This window comes from Streptomonospora litoralis, from assembly GCF_004323735.1.
Taxonomy (GTDB): Bacteria; Actinomycetota; Actinomycetes; order Streptosporangiales; family Streptosporangiaceae; genus Streptomonospora; species Streptomonospora litoralis.
Genome location: NZ_CP036455.1, coordinates 5,025,439 through 5,047,079, shown reverse-complemented (window position 1 = coordinate 5,047,079; position 21,641 = coordinate 5,025,439). Strand labels below are relative to the sequence as shown.

General features: G+C 69.7%; 22 protein-coding genes and 1 tRNA gene. 12 read left to right on the top strand and 11 right to left on the bottom strand.

The features are described 5' to 3' along the window. Positions 1 to 43: 43 nt before the first annotated feature. From EKD16_RS21350 to EKD16_RS21335, 4 genes are all read right to left on the bottom strand, one after another. A complete protein-coding gene (locus EKD16_RS21350; RefSeq protein ID WP_131100787.1) occupies positions 44 to 1,165 on the bottom strand; it encodes a cytochrome P450 in 1,122 nt (373 codons plus the stop codon). Continuing rightward, positions 1,147 to 2,484 carry a cytochrome P450 family protein gene (locus tag EKD16_RS21345; RefSeq protein ID WP_131100785.1) on the bottom strand — a complete coding sequence of 446 codons (1,338 nt, stop codon included), beginning with the start codon at positions 2,482 to 2,484 and terminating at the stop codon, positions 1,147 to 1,149. Before EKD16_RS21345 ends, EKD16_RS21350 begins: the two co-directional genes overlap by 19 nt. Before the next feature lie 77 nt (positions 2,485 to 2,561). Continuing rightward, positions 2,562 to 3,149 (bottom strand): hypothetical protein, encoded by a 588-nt coding sequence (locus EKD16_RS21340; protein WP_131100783.1) that lies wholly within the window; start codon positions 3,147 to 3,149, stop codon positions 2,562 to 2,564. A 309-nt stretch (positions 3,150 to 3,458) separates the two neighbouring features. Then, positions 3,459 to 4,667: a helix-turn-helix domain-containing protein gene (locus EKD16_RS21335; RefSeq protein ID WP_165498627.1), complete on the bottom strand. Its 1,209-nt coding sequence runs from the start codon at positions 4,665 to 4,667 to the stop codon at positions 3,459 to 3,461. Between the two features lie 83 nt (positions 4,668 to 4,750). On the opposite strand from EKD16_RS21335, the gene EKD16_RS21330 reads away from it, so the two are divergent. Continuing rightward, complete coding sequence (locus tag EKD16_RS21330; protein WP_207391365.1) at positions 4,751 to 5,473, top strand: HAD family hydrolase; 723 nt, start codon at positions 4,751 to 4,753, stop codon at positions 5,471 to 5,473. 72 nt (positions 5,474 to 5,545) lie between these two features. Here the strand turns inward: EKD16_RS21330 and EKD16_RS21325 are convergent, their stop codons facing one another. Then, a complete protein-coding gene (locus EKD16_RS21325) occupies positions 5,546 to 5,755 on the bottom strand; it encodes a DUF397 domain-containing protein (RefSeq protein WP_131100779.1) in 210 nt (69 codons plus the stop codon). Next, positions 5,752 to 6,621, bottom strand: coding sequence for a helix-turn-helix domain-containing protein (locus EKD16_RS21320; RefSeq protein ID WP_242677102.1), 870 nt, complete (start codon positions 6,619 to 6,621; stop codon positions 5,752 to 5,754). The genes EKD16_RS21325 and EKD16_RS21320 overlap by 4 nt, the downstream gene beginning before the upstream one ends. Before the next feature lie 250 nt (positions 6,622 to 6,871). Between EKD16_RS21320 and EKD16_RS21315 the strand changes: the two genes are divergently transcribed. Genes EKD16_RS21315 through EKD16_RS21305 form a run of 3 tightly spaced genes read left to right on the top strand, consistent with a single transcriptional unit; the run spans position 6,872 to position 8,099 of the window. Next, the gene (locus EKD16_RS21315) at positions 6,872 to 7,453 is read left to right on the top strand and encodes an ATP-binding protein (RefSeq protein WP_131100777.1); all 582 of its coding nucleotides are present in this window, start codon (positions 6,872 to 6,874) and stop codon (positions 7,451 to 7,453) included. After that, a complete protein-coding gene (locus EKD16_RS21310) occupies positions 7,450 to 7,860 on the top strand; it encodes a hypothetical protein (RefSeq protein ID WP_131100775.1) in 411 nt (136 codons plus the stop codon). Before EKD16_RS21315 ends, EKD16_RS21310 begins: the two co-directional genes overlap by 4 nt. Next, positions 7,857 to 8,099 (top strand): hypothetical protein, encoded by a 243-nt coding sequence (locus EKD16_RS21305; protein WP_242677101.1) that lies wholly within the window; start codon positions 7,857 to 7,859, stop codon positions 8,097 to 8,099. The genes EKD16_RS21310 and EKD16_RS21305 overlap by 4 nt, the downstream gene beginning before the upstream one ends. A 131-nt stretch (positions 8,100 to 8,230) precedes the next feature. Here EKD16_RS21305 and EKD16_RS21300 read toward each other — a convergent pair whose 3' ends face one another. After that, the gene (locus tag EKD16_RS21300) at positions 8,231 to 9,187 is read right to left on the bottom strand and encodes a helix-turn-helix transcriptional regulator (RefSeq protein WP_131100771.1); all 957 of its coding nucleotides are present in this window, start codon (positions 9,185 to 9,187) and stop codon (positions 8,231 to 8,233) included. Between the two features lie 106 nt (positions 9,188 to 9,293). On the opposite strand from EKD16_RS21300, the gene EKD16_RS21295 reads away from it, so the two are divergent. Then, entirely contained in the window at positions 9,294 to 9,656 is a 363-nt protein-coding gene (locus EKD16_RS21295; protein WP_131100769.1) for a VOC family protein, read from the top strand. 124 nt (positions 9,657 to 9,780) lie between these two features. Here the strand turns inward: EKD16_RS21295 and EKD16_RS21290 are convergent, their stop codons facing one another. Both EKD16_RS21290 and EKD16_RS21285 read right to left on the bottom strand, forming a co-directional pair. Further along, the gene (locus tag EKD16_RS21290) at positions 9,781 to 10,293 is read right to left on the bottom strand and encodes a P-loop NTPase family protein (RefSeq protein ID WP_131100767.1); all 513 of its coding nucleotides are present in this window, start codon (positions 10,291 to 10,293) and stop codon (positions 9,781 to 9,783) included. Positions 10,294 to 10,387: 94 nt separating this feature from the next. Then, entirely contained in the window at positions 10,388 to 10,819 is a 432-nt protein-coding gene (locus EKD16_RS21285; protein ID WP_131100765.1) for an NUDIX domain-containing protein, read from the bottom strand. Positions 10,820 to 10,833: 14 nt separating this feature from the next. Here EKD16_RS21285 and EKD16_RS21280 point away from each other — a divergent pair, with 14 nt between their 5' ends. Together EKD16_RS21280 and EKD16_RS21275 are read left to right on the top strand one after the other, a co-directional pair. Then, on the top strand, positions 10,834 to 11,028 hold the full coding sequence (locus tag EKD16_RS21280) for a hypothetical protein (RefSeq protein ID WP_131100762.1): 195 nt from the start codon (positions 10,834 to 10,836) through the stop codon (positions 11,026 to 11,028). A 652-nt stretch (positions 11,029 to 11,680) separates the two neighbouring features. After that, entirely contained in the window at positions 11,681 to 12,118 is a 438-nt protein-coding gene (locus EKD16_RS21275) for a hypothetical protein (protein ID WP_131100760.1), read from the top strand. Here the strand turns inward: EKD16_RS21275 and EKD16_RS21270 are convergent. Then, positions 12,084 to 12,168, bottom strand: a tRNA-Leu gene (locus EKD16_RS21270). The two genes, EKD16_RS21275 and EKD16_RS21270, sit on opposite strands and share 35 nt — an antisense overlap. A gap of 136 nt (positions 12,169 to 12,304) precedes the next feature. Here EKD16_RS21270 and EKD16_RS21265 point away from each other — a divergent pair. The 4 genes from EKD16_RS21265 to EKD16_RS25505 all read left to right on the top strand — a co-directional run bounded on the left by EKD16_RS21265 (position 12,305) and on the right by EKD16_RS25505 (position 17,695). Beyond that, positions 12,305 to 13,627 carry a M20/M25/M40 family metallo-hydrolase gene (locus EKD16_RS21265; protein ID WP_131100758.1) on the top strand — a complete coding sequence of 441 codons (1,323 nt, stop codon included), beginning with the start codon at positions 12,305 to 12,307 and terminating at the stop codon, positions 13,625 to 13,627. A 241-nt stretch (positions 13,628 to 13,868) separates the two neighbouring features. Continuing rightward, positions 13,869 to 14,933 carry a hypothetical protein gene (locus tag EKD16_RS21260; RefSeq protein ID WP_131100755.1) on the top strand — a complete coding sequence of 355 codons (1,065 nt, stop codon included), beginning with the start codon at positions 13,869 to 13,871 and terminating at the stop codon, positions 14,931 to 14,933. Between the two features lie 179 nt (positions 14,934 to 15,112). After that, entirely contained in the window at positions 15,113 to 15,871 is a 759-nt protein-coding gene (locus EKD16_RS26400; protein ID WP_131100753.1) for an LPXTG cell wall anchor domain-containing protein, read from the top strand. A 306-nt stretch (positions 15,872 to 16,177) separates the two neighbouring features. Beyond that, the gene (locus EKD16_RS25505; RefSeq protein ID WP_242677100.1) at positions 16,178 to 17,695 is read left to right on the top strand and encodes a hypothetical protein; all 1,518 of its coding nucleotides are present in this window, start codon (positions 16,178 to 16,180) and stop codon (positions 17,693 to 17,695) included. A gap of 382 nt (positions 17,696 to 18,077) precedes the next feature. Here EKD16_RS25505 and EKD16_RS21240 read toward each other — a convergent pair whose 3' ends face one another. Then, positions 18,078 to 18,263, bottom strand: a complete 186-nt coding sequence (locus EKD16_RS21240) for a DUF5703 family protein (protein WP_131100751.1) — start codon at positions 18,261 to 18,263, stop codon at positions 18,078 to 18,080. A 228-nt stretch (positions 18,264 to 18,491) separates the two neighbouring features. On the opposite strand from EKD16_RS21240, the gene topA reads away from it, so the two are divergent. Next, on the top strand, positions 18,492 to 21,386 hold the full coding sequence (gene topA / locus EKD16_RS21235; protein WP_131100750.1) for a type I DNA topoisomerase: 2,895 nt from the start codon (positions 18,492 to 18,494) through the stop codon (positions 21,384 to 21,386). The last annotated feature ends 255 nt before the right edge of the window (positions 21,387 to 21,641 follow it).

The window sequence follows — 21,641 nt, the reverse complement described above, 5'->3', positions numbered from 1 at the left end:
GTGCTGGTCGCCGGAGGATGCGGCCACCGAGAGAAGTCGCCGATCAGGCGGCGCGGGCAGTGCCGGGGTTCAGGTTCACCGGCAGGCCGGCGGGGCGGCGGATCATGAAGCTGGGCAGCGGCGGCACCGGACCCGCCACGTCCAGGTGGGGGAAGCGGGTGAACAAGCGCGAGAGAGCCGTTTCCAGTTCCAGGCGGGCGAGGTGGGCGCCCAGGCAGTAGTGGATGCCGTGCCCGAAGGCCAGATGCCCCTTGGGGTTGCGTGTGACGTCGAAGACCTCGGGGTCGTGCCACCGGTGGGGGTCGAGCCCGGCGGCGGAAATACCCAGCAGCACCCCGGCCCCGGCGGGCAGTTCGGTGCCGCACAGCTCGACCTCGCGGGTGGTGAAGACGATCGGGAGGGTGGCCACGGAGCTGTAGCGGCGCAGGCACTCCTCGACCGCCTCCGACCAGCTCACCTCTCCCGACTGGACGAGGTCGCGCTGGTCGGAGTGGGCGGCCAGGGCGTGGGCGGCGTTCAGCAGGGCCCCGAGGGTGGTGTCGAAACCCGCGACGATCAGCAGGTAGCAGGTGTCGATCGCGTCGGCGCGCGACACGTCACCGTCGCGCTGGGATGTGGCCAGCAAGGAGAGCAGTTCGCCGCCGGCGGTGTCGGGTGGGGTGTGGTCGAGCAGGTCGGCGATGTAGGCGCGGGCCTCCGCGTGCACGCCGGGGTCGGAGAGGGCGAAGGCGCGGGTGGTGATGTCGGTGAGCTTCTCGGCGTGCTCGGGGCCCAGCCCGAACAGGTCGAGAAACACCTCCACGGTCAGCTGCCAGGCGAAGTCCAGCAGGTCCGCCCGCGGCCCGGCGGCTTCCATTTCGTCCAGGAGGCGGTCGGTGATGGCCTCGATCTGGGGGCGGCGGTGTTTCACGGCGGCCGGGGTGAAGGCGGGCCGCAGCAGCCGCCGGATCTGTTCGTGTTCGGTGCCGTTGAGGGCGAGCAGGCTGCGCAGGTCGCCCACCAGCGCCACCAGCGGATGGGTCCGGTCGATCTCCCCGCGTTGCAGGGCGGGCCAGTTCTCGGCGCCGCGCAGGAACGTGCCGGAGATATCGCCTTGGACGGTGCGCAGGGCCTCGTCGCCGCAGGCGGCCCACAGGTGCAGGCCGGCTAGCTCGACCGCAGCCACCGGGCCAGCCTCGCGAAGACGCTGCGTGTTGGTGGCGGGGTCCTCGAGTTCGAGACGGATGCGGGTGCGGGGCGAGTGGGATTCCACTTCTCCTCCTGGTGTGGTGCGGCGGGTGTGATCGGGCGGGCGGGGGTGAACGTGACGGGAAGAGCGCGGCGTCCGGCGATGACCGTCGAGGCGCGCCGCGGAGTATCGGTCTCGCTCAGGCGCAGGTCGGGCAGGCGCTGCTGGAGGCGCTCCACCCCGGTCTGGGCGATGGCCAGGGCGATGTCGCGGCCCAGCTGCGGGCACCCGTGCGGGCCCATGCCGAACACCGGATAGGCCCGGTTGGAGGGTTCGGGCGGGGCGGTGCGCAGCTGGTGCCGCTGGGCGGCGCCGAAGCCCATGACCAGGCAGTCGCCGCGCGCCAGCCGGTAGCCGCCCACCTCGAGCCCGTCGGCGGTGGGGAAGCGGCCCACCAGGGTCTCCAAGGGCGGGTGGCGCCACACCCCGTGGTTGAGGGTCTCGCTGATCAGCCAGGTGGAGCCGACCATGTGCATCCGCGACGTCTGCAACAGGTCGGCCAGCGTGTTGGCGAGTGCGTGGGCGATGGGGTCGTGTGCGGCGGCCATGATCAGCGCGAGCTGGTCGCGGATCTCCTCATCGTCCAGCCCGCGGGCGACCATCCCGCTGGTGATGTCGCGGCCCGGGTGGGCGCGGCGGTAGGCGGCGTGCTCCAGCAGCAGGTCTTGGAGCTGGTGGTGGGCGTGGCCGGCGTCGGCCTCGCCGTCCCAGAGGCGCTGCATGGCCATACCCACCCGCAGCCCCGCGGGCTGGTCCATGCCGAACAAGCGGCACAGCACCAGCAGCGGCAGCACGGAGGCGTATTCGGAGACCACGTCGGCCCGGCCCCGGGTGCAGAACCCGTCGATGACCACGTCGGCGATCTCGCGGATGCGGGCGGGCAGCAGCGCCAGGGACACCTCCTGCAAGGCTCCGGTCAGCGCCGTACGCAGCCGCTGGTGCTCGCCGCCGTCGACCGACAAGGCGTTCCTGCGAGGCGGATACAGCGCCTGCAGCGGGCTGGTGTCGGGGATGGTGCCGTTCCACAGGTCGCGCCAAGCGCGGGGATCTCGCGCGAAGTAGTGCTCGTCTTTGAGGACCCGGTGCAGCACGGGCAGGCTGATCATGAGCCAGGCGGGCACGCCCTTCTCCAGCTCGACGGGCACCAGCCCGCGCTGGAAGTGCTCCTCGTCGAGGCGGTCGAGGGCGGTGGGCAGGTCCAGGACGGGATCATCCAGCCGCAGCAGCGGCGGTGGGGGTTCGGGGACCGGTGGCATGGCGGTGTCGCTTTCACACGAGGGAGGGGCGGTCGAGCGGGAACCCGGTCCGGTCCGAGTGCACCGGTGGCGTTGCGTCAGAAGCTTCCGGCGGCACGGCGCAGAAGTTCCTCGCAGCCGGCGACCAGGTCGGCGGCGCCCTCGATCAGGTCTTCGGGATCGATATCGATGTCCTGGGCGATCGCTTCCGCGCCGGCGGTCAGGGCGTCCTGGTAGGCCAGGCGGTGCGCCAGCTCCAGGGCGTTGGCGGCGGTCACGGTCTCCAGCAGCCCGAGCGCGGCCTGCTCAGCCGTTCGTGGCCGTGTGGCCACGAACCGGCCGCCGCCGGGGCCGGTCTCGTAGCGGATCCGCCACCGGGGATGCTGCCCCTGAAGCCGAGCTACAGCTTCTTCGCCTGCAGGGAGATCCCGCGTGCCCGTGCCGGCGGCCTCTGCGATGCGGCTCGCCACGGGGTCATGGATCTCCAACTGCCGAAGGAGCCCTTCCTCGCTGGCAGCCGCTGCGGTTAGAACTCCTCTAAGGAACTCGGGAGCCGGTGCGATGCTGGCCACGAACACGCCGCGTTCGGGCAGCGAGGTGGCGGCGTAATACCGGATGTCCCAGTGGGGATAATGCCAGCGCAGACGGGCCAGGGCGCCAGCGGCATTGTCGTCAGCTCTGCTCACGACGCACCTGCCTCATTGGCCGGTGCGCATTCGCTGCCCGACCACACGACGTATTGGCGAACGGCCGGTGTTGTCCCGAAGGTCTTGCGGATAGCGAAGTCCGGTCCTTGCCCGAATATGCTGTGTCCATCGACGGACACTGGCCGGTGGCATCGGTGCGCCCGCGCCACTGCGGACGCGCATGTCGCCAAAGGCGTTCGGCAGTCGGCCATTCCTTGTCTCCTCGCAGCGTGGTGGATCATGCAGCGAGGACGAACCTACGGAAGGGTGTAACCAGGCCTACTAGCGTTGCGACGTCCTAGCGCAGAGCTAGGAAAGCGTGTGACCGGCGGCGAGTTCGTCTTCGATGCCGACACGCTGGGCGAAAGCGGTGAGCTGCTTGCGAAGCGACGGACGGGCGCGCTGGAATACCCGGCGCACGGTGTCGTGCGCCGTCGGGTTGTAGCGAAGTTCCTCAGCGCTGCTCTGCTCGGCTTCTAGCAGATGCAGCAGCGCAGCCCCTGGCTCGGACCGCATTGCGTGACTGCGGGCGAGGTCGAGCGCGAGAGTTGTGCGGCGCTCACGTGATTGGAGCGGAGCCGGATCGATTTCGTCGGCGATAGCCAGGGCGTCGGCGGTGTGGCCGTCCTCGAGTTCGACACTGACCATGTGTAGGGCGACGTTGGTCGGTCCGAAGGCGGTTCGCCCCACATTGGTTTCCCCGGTTTTTTCCGCGAGGGGGCGAGCATGGTCCCTGATGCGCTCGATGGCCGCGAATCTTCGTTGACTACGCGCGGCGGCCACAGCGGCGGCCAGCCACAGCGCGCCGCTGATCGCTGCGGCTTCGCGGGTTCCATGCCCTTTGATATCGGCGATGGCCGCTAAGGCGATTTCCTCGGCTGTTTGGGGCTCCTGCTGCCCCAGCAACGCGTGTGCGAGGTTCCAATTCGCCCGTGCCAGGCGGACATCGTCCTCTGTCTGTTCGGCGGCCCGACGCTCACGATCGGCCGCGACCAACGCCAGGTCGGGGCGCCCGATGCGCCGAGCCACAGTCCGCAAGAGAGCATAGGCGTCGGTTGCCACTCGGTGCTCAAGGAGGGGATCGGTTGCTCCGGGGGCGTTGATTGTAGCGACGTCACCGATCAGGTCGGGGACCACAGCGGCCAGACGGCTGTAGCGGTCCGCGGCCCCTTGCCAGAGGCGCCAGGCGTGTTCGACCGCTTCCTGTAGCTCGTCGGTACTGCGGCCAGAGGAGGCTTCCTGCTGGAGGAGAAGAGCGCGGTGCAGTTCAGACGCCAATAGAACGTCGGGAGCGGGTGAGGGGCGCTCACTGCTCTCGGCTACCAGTTCGGGCACGGAAACCCCGAGAGCTCCGGCGATAGCCTCGACGACATCCAATGACGGGATCCGGTATCCACGCTCGATCTGTCCGAGGTACTCGGCGTTAAGGCCCGCGAGTCCTGCTACCACTGCCTGGGATTTACCCTGCCGAGTGCGATGCCACCGCACACGTTGCGCGAAGATCTGACCCAGCGACATGATCCCGCCCTCCTGGCTGGAACAGCGTCCGTGGGGGTACATGGTAAATGGCCCGCGCCCGATTCCCCTTGTTGGAGCCGCCGATGCTGCCCCGCTGCCTCGTCCTCTGGGACGTCGACCACACGTTGATCGAGACCCGCGGTGTGGGCAGCACTGTGTTCCGGGAAGCGTTCGAGAAGGCCACCGGAGCCACGATGAGCGCCGGCATGGCCACGGCCCACGGGCACACGGAACCGGTGCTATTGGAGAAGACCCTGGAGCTCAATGGGATCAAGGACCGCGAGGAAGGGCTGTTCGAGCGTTTCGCCGCCGCACAGGCGGACGGGTACCGCGCCCGTTCGGATGAACTCCGGGAGCGGGGGCGCGTCCTGCCCGGCGTCGAGGAGGCCCTTGGTGCCCTGGCGACGGAACCCGGCGTGATGCAGAGTGCGCTGACGGGCAACACAAGACGAGCGGCGCAGGTCAAGCTGAGCGCGTTCGGCTTGGATCGCCATTTGGACCTGGCAGTAGGAGCCTACGGTGACGACGACTCCTACCGGCCGCGGCTGGTCGAGGTCGCTCTCGCCCGAGCTGCGGAACGAGGGGGCATGCCGGTGCCGAGGGAGAGGGCCGTCCTTATCGGAGACACCCCCAAGGACATCGCAGCGGCGCGAGAGGCCGGAGTGGGCGTCATCGCAGTCGCCTCTGGAACCAGCTCCGTCGATGAGCTGACGGAAGTGGGAGCGGACCTGGTCCTGGGCACGTTGGAGTCGGTCGATATCCGTGACCTTGTTGGCCGTGTTCTCACTGTTCGTGCTGGAGAGTGAGTCCCTCATAGCGGTGGAGTGAGCAGGCATGGCTGAAGGCGCCACACACCTGGGGGAGCAGGCCGAGCAGCCCTACAGATCCTCGCGCCGAGCCGAGGCGAGGAACGCTGTCCACTCCCGAACCGAGAACTCCAGAACGCCCGCCTCCGGCTGGTAGCTGTCGCGGATCAGACGTTCGTCGGAAACAGCTGCGACCTCGACGCAGTTGCCGCCCGCGCCGCCGGAGTAGCTGGACTTGTGCCAGCGCAATCCAGGGCTTTCGTTGGTCGCCTCGTGCCTCATGGTGCGTATCTCTCCTGGAGCAGGTGCTGGATACGTCGCCGGGACTCCTCAGGGGTCAGCGCGGTTTCCCGTAGACGCTGGAAGACCTGGGAGAAGGAGGTGGTTTCGGACTCCTCTTCCAGGTAGAGCGCGCCGATGCGGTATTCCACCAGCACCACGTCGCCGGCGGCGACGTCGTCGAGGATGCCGGGGAACTGCATGATGACGAAGGAGCCTTCGCTGCCGGTGTGGGCGCCGGCCTCGAACGGCAGGATCCGGAGGTCGACGTTGGGCAACTCGGCGCGATCCAGCAGCGTCTGAAGCTGCTCGCGCATGACCGCGGTGCCGCCGACGACGCGGTAGAGGGCGGCTTCGTTGATGACCGCGTTGAACGTCAGCGGCTCTTCATCAGTGAGCCGGTCTTGGCGGCGTGTGCGGATCTCGACTTGGGCGGCGATCTGGTCGTGTGAGCCGGCGTCGATGTCTGCAGTGAGGACGGCCCTGGCGTAGTCGGCGGTCTGCAGCAAGCCGGGGACGGTGCCGTCCTCGTAGTTGTGGAGGGTGTGGGCCTCCTGCTCGAGTCCGAGGTAGGGCTCGAACCAGGCGGGGACGCTGTCGCCGTGGCGCTGCCACCAGCCGGGATCGCGCTGGCGGGCGAGGCTGACGATGCGGTCGCGGTCGTCGGTGGAGAGCCCGTAGTACTCGGCCAGCAGGTGCACGACCGAGACGGGCCAGGGGTTCTCCGCCTTTTCGTACTTGGTCAGGGTTCCGGGCGCGATGCCGGCGTGGTGCGCGGCGGTTCCGGATTTGATGCCCGCCCGCACGCGGGCCTGCCGCATGACGCGGGCGATCGTCCGCCGCGCGACGCCTGCCGGGCTCTGGCCCACTCGACACCTCCCAGTTCGCAGCTCCAGTTTGGCGCATCGGACATCACCGAACCAACTTACCGCAATCCACGCTAGGGAAAATTTCCTCAGTATGGATTGCGTGTGTGTGAGTTGATCGTGATACTGAGAGTTCGGAACAGCCCTTCATCCGGCCCGGTCAGACACAGGGGCGCCGGTTCGCCCCACGCACGTCAGTGACGACCGTGACGGTGTCTTGACCTGGCCCCGGAGCCCTCCAGGAGGCCTGCGGATGTCCCCCGAACACCAGTGCTGGCTCCCCGGCACTCCCGAAGCCGCCGGCATCGCTCGGCCCCGGGTCACCACCGTCCTCGGTCCGAGTCATCCCTTGCTCTTCGAGGCCCAGCTCATCGTCTCGGAGCTCGTCACCAACGCCTATCGCCACACGAGGAGCGGATTGCCCGACGGCAGGATCGGACTGACCGTCGCGCCCCTGGTGTGCGGGTGCGTCGTCGAAGTCGCCGATGACGGCCCGCGCCCTGTCACACCGACCGTGCCCCGTCTGCGCACCCCCGGTGGGGTGGAGACCGAAGGCCGCGGACTCTTATTGATCGAGTCCACCGCCCGTGCCTGGGGAACCATCGACCATGCCGACGGCGGCCACTCCGTATGGGCACTGCTCGTCTTCGATTCGGCTCCGCTGGACGAAACCGCGGCGCGGGATGAAGCGAGCCCGGCCCATCGGAGTCCCGGCCCACAGCAGCCGGGCGCCGCGCTCCCGTCCACCGGCGCGCACCCCGGTCGGCAGGAAACCGACGACCTCGAGGCGCTCGATGGGTTCAGCGCCGACGTTCCCGGCGGGTGGTCACCATGATCCGCCCCCACGCCCCCGCGGCCGCCCCGCAGGACATGAACACGCCCGGATGCCCCTGGTGGTGCCGCGGCAGACATCCCGAACGATCCATCCGCGGGCAGGCGTGGTGCATCCACCAAAGCACCACCTACCGCGGGACCCACGGCACCGTCGCCCTGACCGTGGCCGTGATCGGGCACGAGCGCATCGACGGCCGCGCCCCCCACACGCAACCGGCAGCACCGTACGTCGAACTGCGGATGCACGCCCCAGCCGGCAGCGGCGCCTACACCGCCCGGATCACCCCCGCCCAGGCGCGCTCGCTCGCTGAAGCGGTAGAGGCAGTGCCGCACGGCGATCCCGAGCTGGCCGAGGGGATGCGCACCGCCGCCCACCGGGCCGCTTCCACATCCGAGGAGGAATCGTGACTGCACGCTGGGGACGCACCCCTCGCTATGCCGCCGAGCACACCGCCGCTGCCAACGTGCAGGCCGCCCATCCCGGCCTGATCGTCTGGTTCGGCGAACGCAGCGGCCACTTCTACCTGATGGACGCCGAAGGGCTGCACGAACGCGACAGCATCGACGGCCTCACGCTGCTGGCCTGGTGGCGCACCCACCGGCCGAGGCCGCGCGGTAGCTGGTCGTCTCCGGCCGTGCGCACCTGACCCTGCCGCCGGGGAACCTCCTTGTAGTTCCGATCCCGGCAGCGCCCTCACGGACAACGGATGGGGTGGTGCTCCCGGCGCGCGCCGGTGATCTCATGAGATGCGTACCGACCATCGTGGGCCAAGTAGATTCATGACGGCCTGTGATGGTCGGCCAGCTCGGGAGCGAGGTCGTGTAGACGCGCCTTGGCCTCGACGGGCCCATGCACGGTGATGGACCTGCCGAACGGCAGCAGCGCCCGCACATCTTCAAGGTGCAGGAACCTGATGGTGGCCTCGTAGGGGGCGGTTTCGTCTGCGTGCTTCTGCAGGCGGAGGCGTGGTCCGAAGATCCGGTGCGCACGTTCGAGCTGGGATGCGTCGATGGTCGCGGAGACTTCGACGACGTGGTCGTGTTCCCACTGTGCGGTGAGGCCGGCAGTGACGCTGTGCAATGTCTGGCGGGGACGTAGCCGTCGTCGGTGACCGGTTTCAGTCCATGACGTGATCCGCTCGAGGCGGAACATCCGTGGTGCTCGGTCGCAGTCGGCGACGAGATACCAGATGCCGGCCTTGGCGAGGAGCCCGTAGGGATCGACGACGAGCGTGCTCGGTGGTGATTCGTGAGAGCTGCTGTACTCGATCCGCAGTTGCCGGGCCCGCCGCACCGGGCCGATGAGCGCAGCCGGGGGTGTGCCGTCGAGTCGTGATTGGAGCCAGGGGCGACTGTCGACCTGTACGGCCTCGGTGAGCGGAATCAGGTCCTCAGAGTGGCCCGGATGTGTCGTGGCGAGCTTGGCGAGCGCGTGCCGGGTCTCGGTGGAGGCGTTGAGGTCGTCCCGCTGCTTGTCATCCAGTCCCGTCACCGACAGGGTCTGCCTCTCACCCGGGGTGAGTCGGCTGAGGTCGAGCCCCGTGCCGGGGAGCACGGTGACTCCTCCGGACCGGCCACGCTGTGCGGCCACGGGAAATCCGGCCTCCCGCAGCCAGTTCAGGTCCCGGGTGACCGTTCGAAGCGATACTCCCAGCGCCGCGGCGAGGTCGGTGGTGGTCACGGCATCTCGCGACTGAAGAAGTAACATCAGGGAGAAGAACCGGTCAGGGGTCATGGTCTCGATCGTGGCAGAAATTGCGCCATCATCCGGCGCATATGCAGGTCAGTCTGTGTCTGCGTGCCGATCACGCAGCCCACGATCGATCGAAAGGGAACAGACCATGTCCGCATCCGTGGTGACCATCGTCTACGTGAACGACGCGCCGGCCGCAGCTCGCTTCTACGGTGAGCTTCTCGGTATCGGCCCGTCGTTGGAAACCCCGGGCTACATCGCCTTCGACCTGGGGCCCGGTGCCGACCTGGCCCTGTGGGCGGAGCAGTTCGAGGGTCTCGCCGAGGTCCCCCGAACCAGCGAGGTCTGCCTGGCCATCGACGGTGGCCCTGAGGAACTCGAAGCCGTCTTCCAGCAGTGGCAGTCCACGGGCGTCACGATCCTGCATGAGCCTCATGACGCGGGATTCGGCCGCACCTTCCTGGCAGCCGATCCCGATGGCAACCGGATCCGCGTCGCGCCGCAGGACTGACATTCAACCCCGGCAGGTGCGGCACGCCGACGGATCGGTGTCGGCGGTGCCGCACCTGCCGGTATGACCTCCTGGGAGGCTGAGCATCGCCCACGCGAACGCGCCCGTGAGCGATGCGGAGCGGTCAGGCCTGTTCGGCGGCGACCTCCCGCAGCCAGCGTCGTGTCTGGCGCCGGTTGGTCAGCAGAACCACGTCGGCCCGGTCGGCGGCGAACTCCTCGATCTTCGCCATCACGCGCGGCCGCATCCTGCGGCGATACGTCGCGACGTACGTGAGCACGCCCCAGTGGACGCGGTTGTGCACTCCGTTGCCCTTGTGCCCAGCCCCGTGCCGGAGTTGCCGCGAGAAGATCCCGTAGAGCGCGGCGATCGTGGAGACGTCCATCAAGACCACCGTGTCGCAGGCTTCGAGTCGGATCTGCAGTGTCGAGTTGTAGTTGCCGTCGATCACCCAAAGAGGCTGGGAGACCAACTCGCGCTGCAGCTGGGCGAACTCGTCCATGGGCAGGGCGTTCCACTCGTCGTCGTAGAAGGCGGCGTCCAGGTGCGTGGCCGGGGCGTCGAGGACCTGGCCCAGTGCGCGGGCCAGGTGTGACTTGCCGCTGCCGCCGCAGCCGACGATCGCGACCTTCTTCATGGCCCACCAGGGTAGAGACGCGTGGGCGCCCGGCAGGGTCTGCACGCGCAAAAGGCCTGTTCCCGCAGAGTGGTATTTGTCCGCGGCTGACCCGTCAGCCGTTCCACCCGTGCCAGAACTGCGTGGGGCGGTCCCCGGCGGTGACGAGGGCGGTTTTGAGAGCGCCCGGCCGAACGTCCGCATCGACGAGCTGATCCAGGGCTACCCAGTGGAACTCGAGATGATCTTCATGGCTGACCGGCTCGGTGCCGGTGATGGCGACTTCGAATACGAGATTGAGCTCGTGGTGCGTGATGCCGTCTTCGATGTAGCCGTGCTCGACCGCGCCACGAAATCCTGTGATCGTGGTCGCGGTACCGAGTTCCTCACCCAACTCGCGGACCAAAGCGGCTTCCACCCGCTCGCCGGGGTCGACGTGGCCACCCGGCAGGAACCACCAGGACTTGTCGCGTTGACGCGCCAAGAGGAGTCGGCCGTCGCGGCAGATGACAGCGCGGACGATGATCTCTGTCGCAGCAGCGGTCATAGGTGCCTTAAGGGATGCGGCAGGAAGCGGTCACCGAGCTTACTGCCGAGGATGTCACAGATCCGCTGCGCGAGTCGACGTCGGTTCGGGCGGTCCGTCCCCTGCGACGGAGCCGTCGTGATGCCTCGTCGGTGCTGGAGCCGGCGCGCGGCCGACTGGTGAAGAAGAGGCTCAAGGGCGCCCCGAAGCGGCTGACCGAACATCACTGATCCCCGCACGAACGAGATGAGGGGGCCGTCGGTACCGGCGTTTGTCGAGCGCTGCGCTGGAGTCTGTGCCGCCATGGGACGGGAGATCACAAGTGACCTTTCCGTCTCGAACATCGCTCTTCACTAGAGAAATGATCACTAGACACGAGGTTGGCGTCCCTTTCTTTCGCCTGCAGGCTTACCTCTCCGTGAGGATCCGGTTATCCCTCGCTTCCGCCGGAGAACTCCCTTCAATCAGAGTGACGGTCGTATTACTCTCGGGAGTCGGATTTCGGTCGGGAACACGGTGAAGTCATGGGGTGACCGATGGCTCATGCGCACTGTGGGGCGCTGATAGGCGGCATCGCGCTGGCGGTGCTTGCCGCCGCGGGATGCACATCGTCGAACGGCGGACCCGCCGCGCCCACGGAGTCTCCCTCACAGGCGAACACATCTTCCCCACCGTCGGCCGCCGACGAAGCGATGGGTGCGTATACCGGCCTGTGGGGCGCGATCACCAAGCAATCCCGTAGTACCGACCCTGATCTGACGGCGCTTGAGCGCTATGCCACCGGCCAGGCTCTGGAGTACGCCCGCGACAACCTGAGAGGGCGAGCCGAGGACGGCGTCGTCGCCAAGGGCGCGCCCCCGCATCGACGAGACCATCGCCGCCATGGCGGCCAATCAAGGACACGACGAACACGCAGCCGAGGAGCAGCGGATCCGCATGGAGATCGAGGAGTGCGAGCGCCGGCTTCGCCAGTACCGCGATGCCCTGGACGGGGGCGCGGCGGCCTCAGCCGTGATCGAGTGGATCACTGAGGCCGAGAACCAGCGCCAAGCCGCCCAGGCCAAGCTGAAGCGCCTGCAAGCCCCCAGCGATCGCTTGGACGAGGCGACCATCACCCAGATGGTGCATGAATTGGGCGACATCGTCCGGGTTCTGGACGGGGCCGACTCCAATGACAAAGCCGAGCTGTACAAGCAGCTCGGCTTAAGGGCGACCTACAGCCCCGGTGAGGAGACCGTTCAGGCTGAGGTGGTCCTCAGCTCCGATCTCATAGGAGATTCGAAAGTGTCCGAGGGGGGACTTGAACCCCCATGCCCTTAACGGGCACTAGCACCTCAAGCTAGCGCGTCTACCTATTCCGCCACCCGGACGTAGCAACCCTGCGCTCGGTGCGCGGGCTGGGTTAACCATAGCAAAGGTCAGCGGTGAGGCGGACATCGTTTTCTGGTTCGGGGGGACCATGGAAGGGTCGTGCAGAGCCGGTGGTGAGAGGAGGCGGTACGCGTCATGGCGGGTGTCGGTGGAGAGGCGAGTGCGGCCGAGCGTGAGGTCGTGGAGTTGTGTCGGGAGCTCATCGCGATCGATACGTCCAACTACGGCGACAACTCCGGTCCCGGGGAGCGGGCGGCTGCGGAGTATGTCGCGGGGAAGTTGGACGAGGTCGGGATCGAGCCGGCGATCTACGAGTCGCATCCGGGGCGCAGCAGTGTGGTCGCCCGGGTCGCGGGGGCCGATCCGGGGCGGGCGCCGTTGCTGGTGCACGGGCATCTGGACGTGGTGCCGGCCGCCGCCGCGGACTGGACGCGCGATCCGTTCGGGGGAGAGATCGCCGACGGGTGCGTCTGGGGCCGCGGTGCCGTCGACATGAAGGACATGGACGCGATGATCCTCGCCGTCCTGCGTCAGCGGATGCGTGAAGGGCGCCGGCCGCCGCGTGACATCGTGCTCGCATTCCTGGCCGACGAGGAGGCCGGCGGCACCTGGGGAGCCCGGTGGCTGGTGGAGCAGCACCCCGAGCTCTTCGCCGACTGCAGCGAGGCGATCAGCGAGGTCGGCGGGTTCAGCGTCACCGTGGGTGAGAACCGGCGGCTGTACCTGATCGAGACGGCCGAGAAGGGCATCGCCTGGATGCGGCTGGCGGCCCGCGGCACCGCCGGGCACGGGTCGATGGTCAACGACGACAACGCCGTCACCGAGCTCGCCGAGGCCGTCGCGCGACTGGGCCGCCACCGGTTCCCCGTTCGGCTCACCAAGACCGTGCGCACCTTCCTGGAGGAGATCTGCGCCGAGTTCGGCATCGAGTTCGACGAGAACGACGTGGAGTCGACGGTCGCCCGTCTGGGTTCGGTGGCCAACATGATCGGCGCCACGCTGCGCCACACCGCCAACCCGACCGTGCTGAACGGCGGCTACAAGGCCAACGTCATTCCCGGCGCCGCCACCGCGGAGGTCGACGGCCGGTTCCTGCCGGGGCTGGAGGAGGAGTACTTCGCCGAGATCGACCGTCTGCTCGGCCCCAAGGTCAGCCGCGAGTTCATCCACCACCTGCCCTCGGTCGAGACCGAGTTCGAAGGCGGGATCGTCACCGCGATGTCGGAGTCGCTGCTGGCCGAGGACGCGGGCGCCAAGGCGGTGCCCTACTGCCTTTCCGGCGGAACCGACGCCAAGAGCTTCCAGACGCTGGGTATCCGCAACTACGGTTTCGCCCCGCTGCGCCTGCCTCCGGAACTCGACTTCGCCGGGATGTTCCACGGTGTGGACGAGCGCGTGCCGGTCGACGGGCTGCAGTTCGGCGTGCGGGTCCTCGACCGCTTCTTCGACCTGAGCTGAGCGCCCCGGCGGCTCACTCCGGTCGGTGGCTCTCCGACCGGCGAGAACGTCGTCTTTGCCCGCTTTGCGATACCGCGAAACCGGTCGGGAAAAAATCCTCGGCCGGTTTCCCTGTTTCCCTCCTTCACATTGCCCTCAGTGGTGTTACGGTGACTGTCAGTTCGCAGGAGTTTTGCTCCGCGAACAGTCCGGGCGGCGGGTCGCGCCGCATCCGTAACCGGTGTTCGTCGAAGGGTCGTCCATGGTGCTCGCAGATCGCACGAGGCGGGGTATCCCCGCTCTCGCGCGCTGCCGCTCCGTGGGCCGCACCCTGCGCCGAGTGGGTGTGCTGACCGGCCTGGCCGCCGCGGGGTGGCTGCTCGGGGGAGCGGCCGCCGTCGCCGACGACCTGCCCGTTCCCGATCCGGCGCCCATCGCCGAGGCTGTGTCGGCGTCGGCGTCGGCGTCGGCGTCGGCGTCCGTGGACGAGGGCGAGACCGGAGCCGGTATCGGCGGCGCCGTGCCCGGCGAGGCCGGTCGCGCCGCCGAGGCCGCGTCCGCCCCCGCGGCCGGTGCCCTCGGGCGTGTCGGCAGGCAGGGGCAGGCCGCCGTCCAGTCCGGTGTGCCGGCCCTCGCGTCGGCGACCGGGGCCGAAGGTGTCGCCGACGCCGCCGGAGCCGGGGCCCGCGAAGTGGTGGAGACCACCGCTCGGGGGACCGGCGAGGTCGTCACCGGCACCGTGGACACCGGCCGCAAGGTCGGCGGTTTCGCCGACGAGTCGCTCGACGATTCCCGCCTTGCCGGAGCGGTCTCCGACCGGCTCGCCGGCGGGACCGATCGCATCCAGGACCACCTGGAGCAGACCATCGACGAGGGACCGCAGGCCGGGCTCGACGGAGTCGCCGCGGCACTCGACCCGCCGCGCCCCGATACCGGGGAAGGGGCCCCGGATCTCCGCGGCGACCGGGATTCCGCCGAGCGCGAGTCCACCGACGGCTCGGCGGCCGAGCCCGCGGCCCGTACCCAGCGGGCGCCCGTAGCCGACGAGGCGGTCGCCGCCGCTGCTGCCGCCGCGGCCGGGACGGCCGCACAGGCGCACTCCGCCGACTCCGCCGACACCGGTGAGCCGCTCGCCGGGACGGCCTGGCACGAGAACTCCGACTCCACGGGCACCGTGTCTTCCTCGCCGGTCCCCGCGGCTCCCGCGGGATTCCTGATGAGCCGCGGCCACACGCTGCGGCTGGTCGCCCAGCGCGTCGCGCTGCCGGCCGACCCTGCCGTGGTCGTCCGCTACACCGCCGACGACCCGTCCTTCTCGCCTGACTAGTACGCGCCGCACGGGCGTGCCCAGCGTGCACGCCTGAAAGCGGCGCGTCGCTGCGCCCGCCTCCTGCCGGGCGCTTTCGTCTTCGCTCAGCGTTTCCGTACCTCGGACGCGTGTCGAAGCACGCCTCGCCACCTGCCACGCATCAGTACGACCCACTACGACTCGCAAGGAATCGCCATATGTCCACGAAAACCACCACGGCGTTCGCCGCACTCATGGCCGCCGGTTTCTTCTCCGTCGTCCCGCTCGCCCACGCCGACACCACGACCAGCGGGAACGGCTCCATCGGCGGCGGAAACCAGGCCGTGGCCGACGCCGACGTGCCCGTCAACATCTGCGGAAACGCCGTCGCCGTGCTCGGCACCGCCGGAGCCTCCTGCGAAGGAGGGCAAGCCTCCACCGGCACCGGCGGCCCCAAGGGATCGGGCGGCGGCGCGTCGGTCTCGGAATCCGAGGGCGACACCACGACCAGCGGGAACGGCTCCATCGGCGGCGGCAACCAGGTCGGCGCCGACGCCGATGCGCCGGTGAACGTCTGCGGCAACGCCGTGGGCGTGGTGGGCAACGCGGGCGCGAAGTGCGAGGACGGCGAGACCCCGCCGGACTCCTACGAGTCGCCGAAGCCCACGCCCGAGCCCACGCCCACTGTGCCCCCGGAGTACCCGAGCCCGAGTCCCAGCCACAGCTCCACCCCCAGCCCCAGCGAGAGTCCCAGCACTCCGGGAGAGACCGATGCGCCTTCCCCCGCCCCGTCGACCCCGGCCGGTGAGACCCCGCCCGCCGACACCGGTGCCACGCCCCCGGTGAACGAGGCGGGCGGCACCCTGCCGCGTACCGGCGCCGGGCTGCTTCCGCTGCTGGGGGCCGCCGGTGCCTCGGTGCTCGCGGGCCTGGGCCTGGTGGTGGCAGTGCGCCGCAAGACCAAGAACTCGGCCTGAGCCGGATCGGCTCCCCGGTCCCGCGGACCGGGGGGTTGACGCGAGTTCCGCGACGCGGCCACGTCCGCGGGACTCACGTCAGCCTCTCCTCAGCCGGAGGGGAGCTGCCCCGGTGTGCGCCGTCCGCTCCGCCCGAACCGGCACCGAGCGGCGGACACGCCTCCCGCGTTCCGCGTAGCCCGTACCCCCCAGGTGCGCAGCCGCGGAACGAAAACCGGCCGCGCCGGATCGCGCCTCACTCCAGGGGCGCGGGATCCGCGGCATCCATCTCACTCAGCTGCACACACGTCTCGAAAGGACTCCCACATGCAGAAGTGGGTTCGCACATCCGCAAAGGCGGCCGTTCTCACGGCCGGCTTCGTGGCCCTGGGCGCCGGCGTCTCCTTCGCCGACAGCCACCCCGCCACCACCGGCAACGGCTCCGCGCTGAGCGGTAACCAGCTGGTCGGCAACGTCGACCTGCCGGTCAACGCCTCCGGCAACGCGATCGGCGCCGTCGGCGGCGTCGCCGGCGCCCGCTCCGACCACACCGGCGCCGCCGTCGTCGACCGCGGCGACGGCGGGCCCTACACGTCGGGCAACGGCTCGCTGCTGAGCGGCAACCAGGCCGTGCTCGACGGCGACGTGCCGGTCAACGTTTCGGGCAACGCGGTGGGTGCGGTGCTGGGCACCGCGGGCGCCGCCTCCCACGGCACCGGCTCCGCGGTCGTGGAGGGCGACGGCGGGCGCCACCACCACATGGGCGACACCGTCGCCTCCAGCGGCAACGGTGCGCTGGGTAGCGCCAACCAGCTCGTGGCCGACCTGGACGTCCCGGCGAACGTGTCGGGCAACGCCGTCGGCGCGGTCGCCGGCGTCGCCGGTGCGGCCTCGAAGGACACCGGCTCGCTGGTGGTCGAGGACGGCGGTCACCACCACCACGACCACAAGGACCACGGCGACCACGACCACAAGGACGGCCACGACCACAAGGACGGCCACGACGGTCACGGCGGAAAGGACGGCCACGACGGCTACCACCGCGACCACCAGGCCGCGCCCTCCGGCGAAGGCCTGCTGGAGTGGGCCAACCTCGGCCGCCCGGTGCACATCAGCCCCGACAGCGTCGACGCCGGCCCGGTCCTGCACCAGCGTGCGGGTGACGGCGGCGACGACATCATGACCTCGGGCAACGGCTCGATCCTGGGCGGCAACCAGGCGGTGGCCGACCTGGACGTACCCGTGAACGCGTCGGGCAACGCGATCGGCGCTGTCGGCGGCGTCGCGGGCGCCGCCTCCGACGACACGGGTTCGATCGTCGTCGACCGCGGCGGCGACGACATCACGACTTCGGGCAACGGCTCGATCCTGGGCGGCAACCAGGCCGTGCTCGACGGCGACGTGCCGGTCAACGTTTCGGGCAACGCGGTGGGCGCGGTGCTGGGCACCGCGGGCGCGGCCTCCGACGACACCGGCGCCGCCGTGGTCGAGGGCGCCGGCGAGGACCTCCGCAACCACACCTCTCACGCCCAGGAGCTGCCCCAGGCCGCCGACACCCGGTCGATGAGCCACGGGCTGCCCGAGACCTCCGAGGTCGCCGACCGCGTGACCGAGGAGCTGCCGCTGCGCAACGAGCTGCCCGACCCCTCCGGCGCCCTGCCGCTGAACGCGGAGGTCCCCGGGTCGCAGGCGGTCGAGGCGCAGATGCCCGCCGACGTCCCCGCTCCGGCCGCGGCGGCTCCCGCGGAGCTGTCCGGCCTGCCCGAGGCCGCGGCGGAGAAGGCCGAGGAGACCGACGCCCTCGGCGAGGTCGAGGAGAAGGTCGACACGGACCTGGGTCTGTAGACCGGGCCGCCGCGGCTCCGCCCTCCCCGCAGCCGGCGGGAGCGGTGCCGCGGATTTCGAAGAACCGGCGCGCGGCCGGCGCGGTGCTCTCCTGCCATCGGAAATGTCGTGGTGGACAGGCGGGGGAGCGGGGACGGCGGCCGCGACGCTGAAGCGGCGAGTCCTTTCGGGGCTTTCGTGATGGACCGGCGCCGGGCCGGTGCCGCTCTCCCGCAGCAAGGTTGTCGTGGTGGACAGGCGGGTGGGCCGGACCCGGTCGCGGCGGCGGTCCTCTCGGAGCATCCGAGGGGGCTCGCCGCTTGCCTGTGCGCGGGAAACGGCCCGGCCGGATGCGGTCAGCGCGGGCGCGCCGAGCCGCACCGGGCCTCGAATGTGGTGGAAATCACATCAGGCGGAGCTGTCGCAGGATCTTCCGGCGCAGGGTGACGCTCCGGCTCCCGTCGGGAAACAGGCGTACCCGGGCAAGTTCCCACTTCCCATACTCGGCCTGCTCGGTCAGCGCCTGCCTGGTGGCGCTGCGCGAGGTGCCGCGCGGAAAGCGGATCTCCCGGTATTCGTACTCAAGCATCCTCTTCATTCTGCGACCGTCGGCGACGTTCGTGCCATACCGTTCGTACACGTGAGCTACCGGGCCCCGGCTGCGGGTGGGCCGGTCGCGACGGGGACGGCCGGATCGCGCGGTCCGGCAAGCGGATCCCGTTGTCGTCGGTTACCGTCAGTGGCTGGGAATTCCGATGGCTGGCGATCCCGTTGACCGGTCGCACAGACAGCGCAAGGCGAGATGTAGGGGAAGAGCGTGCCACCCAAGAAGGGCAGCGCCGGCGAGAACGGCTCGAAGGAAACCGGGCAGCAGGGCGGCAACCGGCTGGTCATCGTCGAGTCGTCCGTCAAGGCCAATACCATCGCCGGCTACCTCGGCCGGGGATACGTCGTGGAGGCCAGCATCGGCCACATCCGCGACCTGCCCACCAAGGCCGCCGAGATCCCGGCGCGCTACAAGGGTGAGCCGTGGGCGCGGCTCGGGGTGGACGTCGAGCACGACTTCGAACCGCTCTATGTCATCAACTCCGAAAAGAAGCCGCAGGTCAAAAGGCTGAAGGAGTTGCTGGCGGAGGCCGACGAGCTCTACCTCGCCACGGATGAGGACCGCGAGGGCGAGGCGATCGCCTGGCACCTGCGCGAGGAGCTCAAGCCCAAGGTGCCCGTGCGCCGCATGGTCTTCAACGAGATCACCAAGGACGCCATCCGCCACGCCGCCGAGAACACCCGCGACCTCGATCTGCGCCTCGTCAACGCCCAGGAGACCCGCCGCGTCCTCGACCGCCTCTACGGCTACGAGGTCTCCCCGGTGCTGTGGAAGAAGGTCATGCCCAAGCTCTCGGCGGGCCGCGTGCAGTCCGTGGCCACGCGGCTGGTCGTCGAGCGCGAGCGCGAGCGTATCTCCTTCGTCTCCGCCGACTACTGGGGCCTCAAGGCCGCCTTCGACTCGGTGGGCCGCGGCACCCCCGAGGACCCGGCCACCTTCACCGCCTCCCTGGTAAGCCTCGACGGCGCCCGCGTGGCCGTGGGCCGCGATTTCACCGCCTCGGGCGAACTGCGCTCGGCGACGGGCGTGCTGCACCTGGACGAGGAGGCCGCGCACGGGCTGGTGCAGCGCCTGGTCGGCAGCGACTTCGCGGTTCGCTCGGTGGAGCGCAAGCCGCACAAGCGCTCCCCCTACCCGCCCTTCCGCACCACCACGCTGCAGCAGGAGGCCTCGCGCAAGCTGAACCTGTCGGCCAAGCAGACCATGCAGGTCGCCCAGCGGCTGTACGAGAACGGGTTCATCACCTACATGCGCACCGACAGCACCACGCTGTCGGACAACGCCATCGCGGCCGCCCGCGACCAGGCCACTCGGCTCTACGGCGCCGATCACGTGCCCGACAAGCCGCGCGTCTACACCAGCAAGGTCAAGAACGCCCAGGAGGCCCACGAGGCGATCCGCCCCGCCGGCGACACCTTCCGCACCCCCGCCGAGACCGGCCTGACCGGTGCGGAGTTCCGGGTATACGAGCTGATCTGGAAGCGCACGGTCGCCTCCCAGATGAAGGACGCGGTCGGCGAGTCGGTGACCGTCAAGGTGACCGGCACCTCCAACGCCGGCGAAGTGGCCGAGTTCACCGCCACCGGCAAGGTCATCACCTTCCACGGCTTCCTCAAGGCTTATGTCGAGGGGTCCGACGATCCCAACGCCGAACTGGACGACCGCGAACGCCGCCTGCCGGCGCTGGAGGAGGACGACCCGCTCAAGGCCGAGAACATCGAGGCCGAGAGCCACAGCACCCGCCCGCCGGCGCGCTACACCGAGGCCAGCCTGGTCAAGGAGCTGGAGGACCGCGAGATCGGCCGACCCTCCACCTACGTGTCGATCATCGGCACCATCCTGGACCGCGGCTACGTGTTCCGGAAGGGCTCGGCGCTGGTGCCGTCCTTCCTCGCCTTTGCGGTGGTGCAGCTGCTGGAGCGGCACTTCGGCAACCTGGTCGACTACGACTTCACCGCGCGCATGGAGGACATGCTCGACGACATCGCGCGCGGCGAGACCGAGAGCGTGCCGTGGCTGCGCCGGTTCTACTACGGCGGCGACGACGAGTCCGGGCTCAAGGACCTCGTCGGCGACCAACTCAGCGAGATCGACCCCAAGGAGGTCAGCTCCTTCCCGCTGGCCGGTACCGACATCATGATCCGCGTGGGGCGCTACGGGCCTTACATGGAGCGCGACGGCCAGCGGGTGAACATCCCCGAGGACCTCGCCCCCGACGAGCTCACCCCGGACAAGGCCGAGGAGCTGTTCGCCCAGCCCAGCGGTGACCGCGAGCTGGGCACCGACCCCGAGACCGGGCGGGAGGTCGTGGCGCGCAACGGGCGGTTCGGACCCTACGTCACGGAGGTGCTGGAGGACTCCGAGAACGGCGCGTCTTCCGGCGGTACCGCCAAGTCCAAGTCGAAGTCCAAGACGGCGGTCAAGCCCCGTACCGCCTCCCTGCTGAAGTCGATGTCGCTGGACACCATCACCCTTGAGGACGCGCTGAAGCTGCTGTCGCTGCCCCGGGTGGTCGGCGAGATCGACGGCGAGCAGGTGACCGCGCAGAACGGCCGCTTCGGTCCCTACCTGCGCAAGGGCACCGACAGCCGCTCACTGGAGACAGAGGAGCAGATCTTCACGGTCACCGTGGAGCAGGCTAAGGAGCTGTTCGCCCAGCCCAAGCAGCGCGGTCGGCGGGCGGCGGCCGCGGCCCCGCTGCGCGAGCTGGGCAACGACCCCGAGACCGGCAAGCCGATGGTCGTCAAGGACGGCCGGTTCGGCCCCTACGTCACCGACGGGGAGACCAACGCCTCGCTGCGCAAGGGAGACGAGGTGGAGGCGATCACCGACGAGCGTGCCGGTGAGCTGCTGGCGGACCGGCGTGCGAAGGCTCCCGCCAAGAAGTCGGCGGCGAAGAAGTCGGGGTCGGCCAAGTCGTCCTCGTCGTCGAAGTCGGGCTCGGCCAAGTCGGGCTCGTCGGGGTCCGCATCCGCCGACTCGGGTTCCGCGGCGGCCAAGTCGACGGGTGCGAAGACGACGCGCGCCAAGAAGAGCACCGCCGGAACGGCGTCCCGGTCGGGCACCAAGGACGGCACACCCCGCGGCGGCTCCCAGCAGTCCTGACCGCCCCGGTCCTCTCGCGTCCCCGCCGAGCCGCGCCGCCGCGTGTCCCGAAGAGCGGGTTCCGGGTGTGACGGGATCGTCACGCCCGCCGCGCATGCCGCTTACTCGCAGGTCGGGGCGGCCGGGCGTGCCGGTTCGAATGCCGTCCTCCGTCCGCGTCGCGCCGACCGGGGTAGCGCCGATGTGCGCCCGGCGTTACAGTGCCGCGGACGCTCCATCGAATCCCGCACTGCGCGCTGTGCGGGAGTTTCGGAC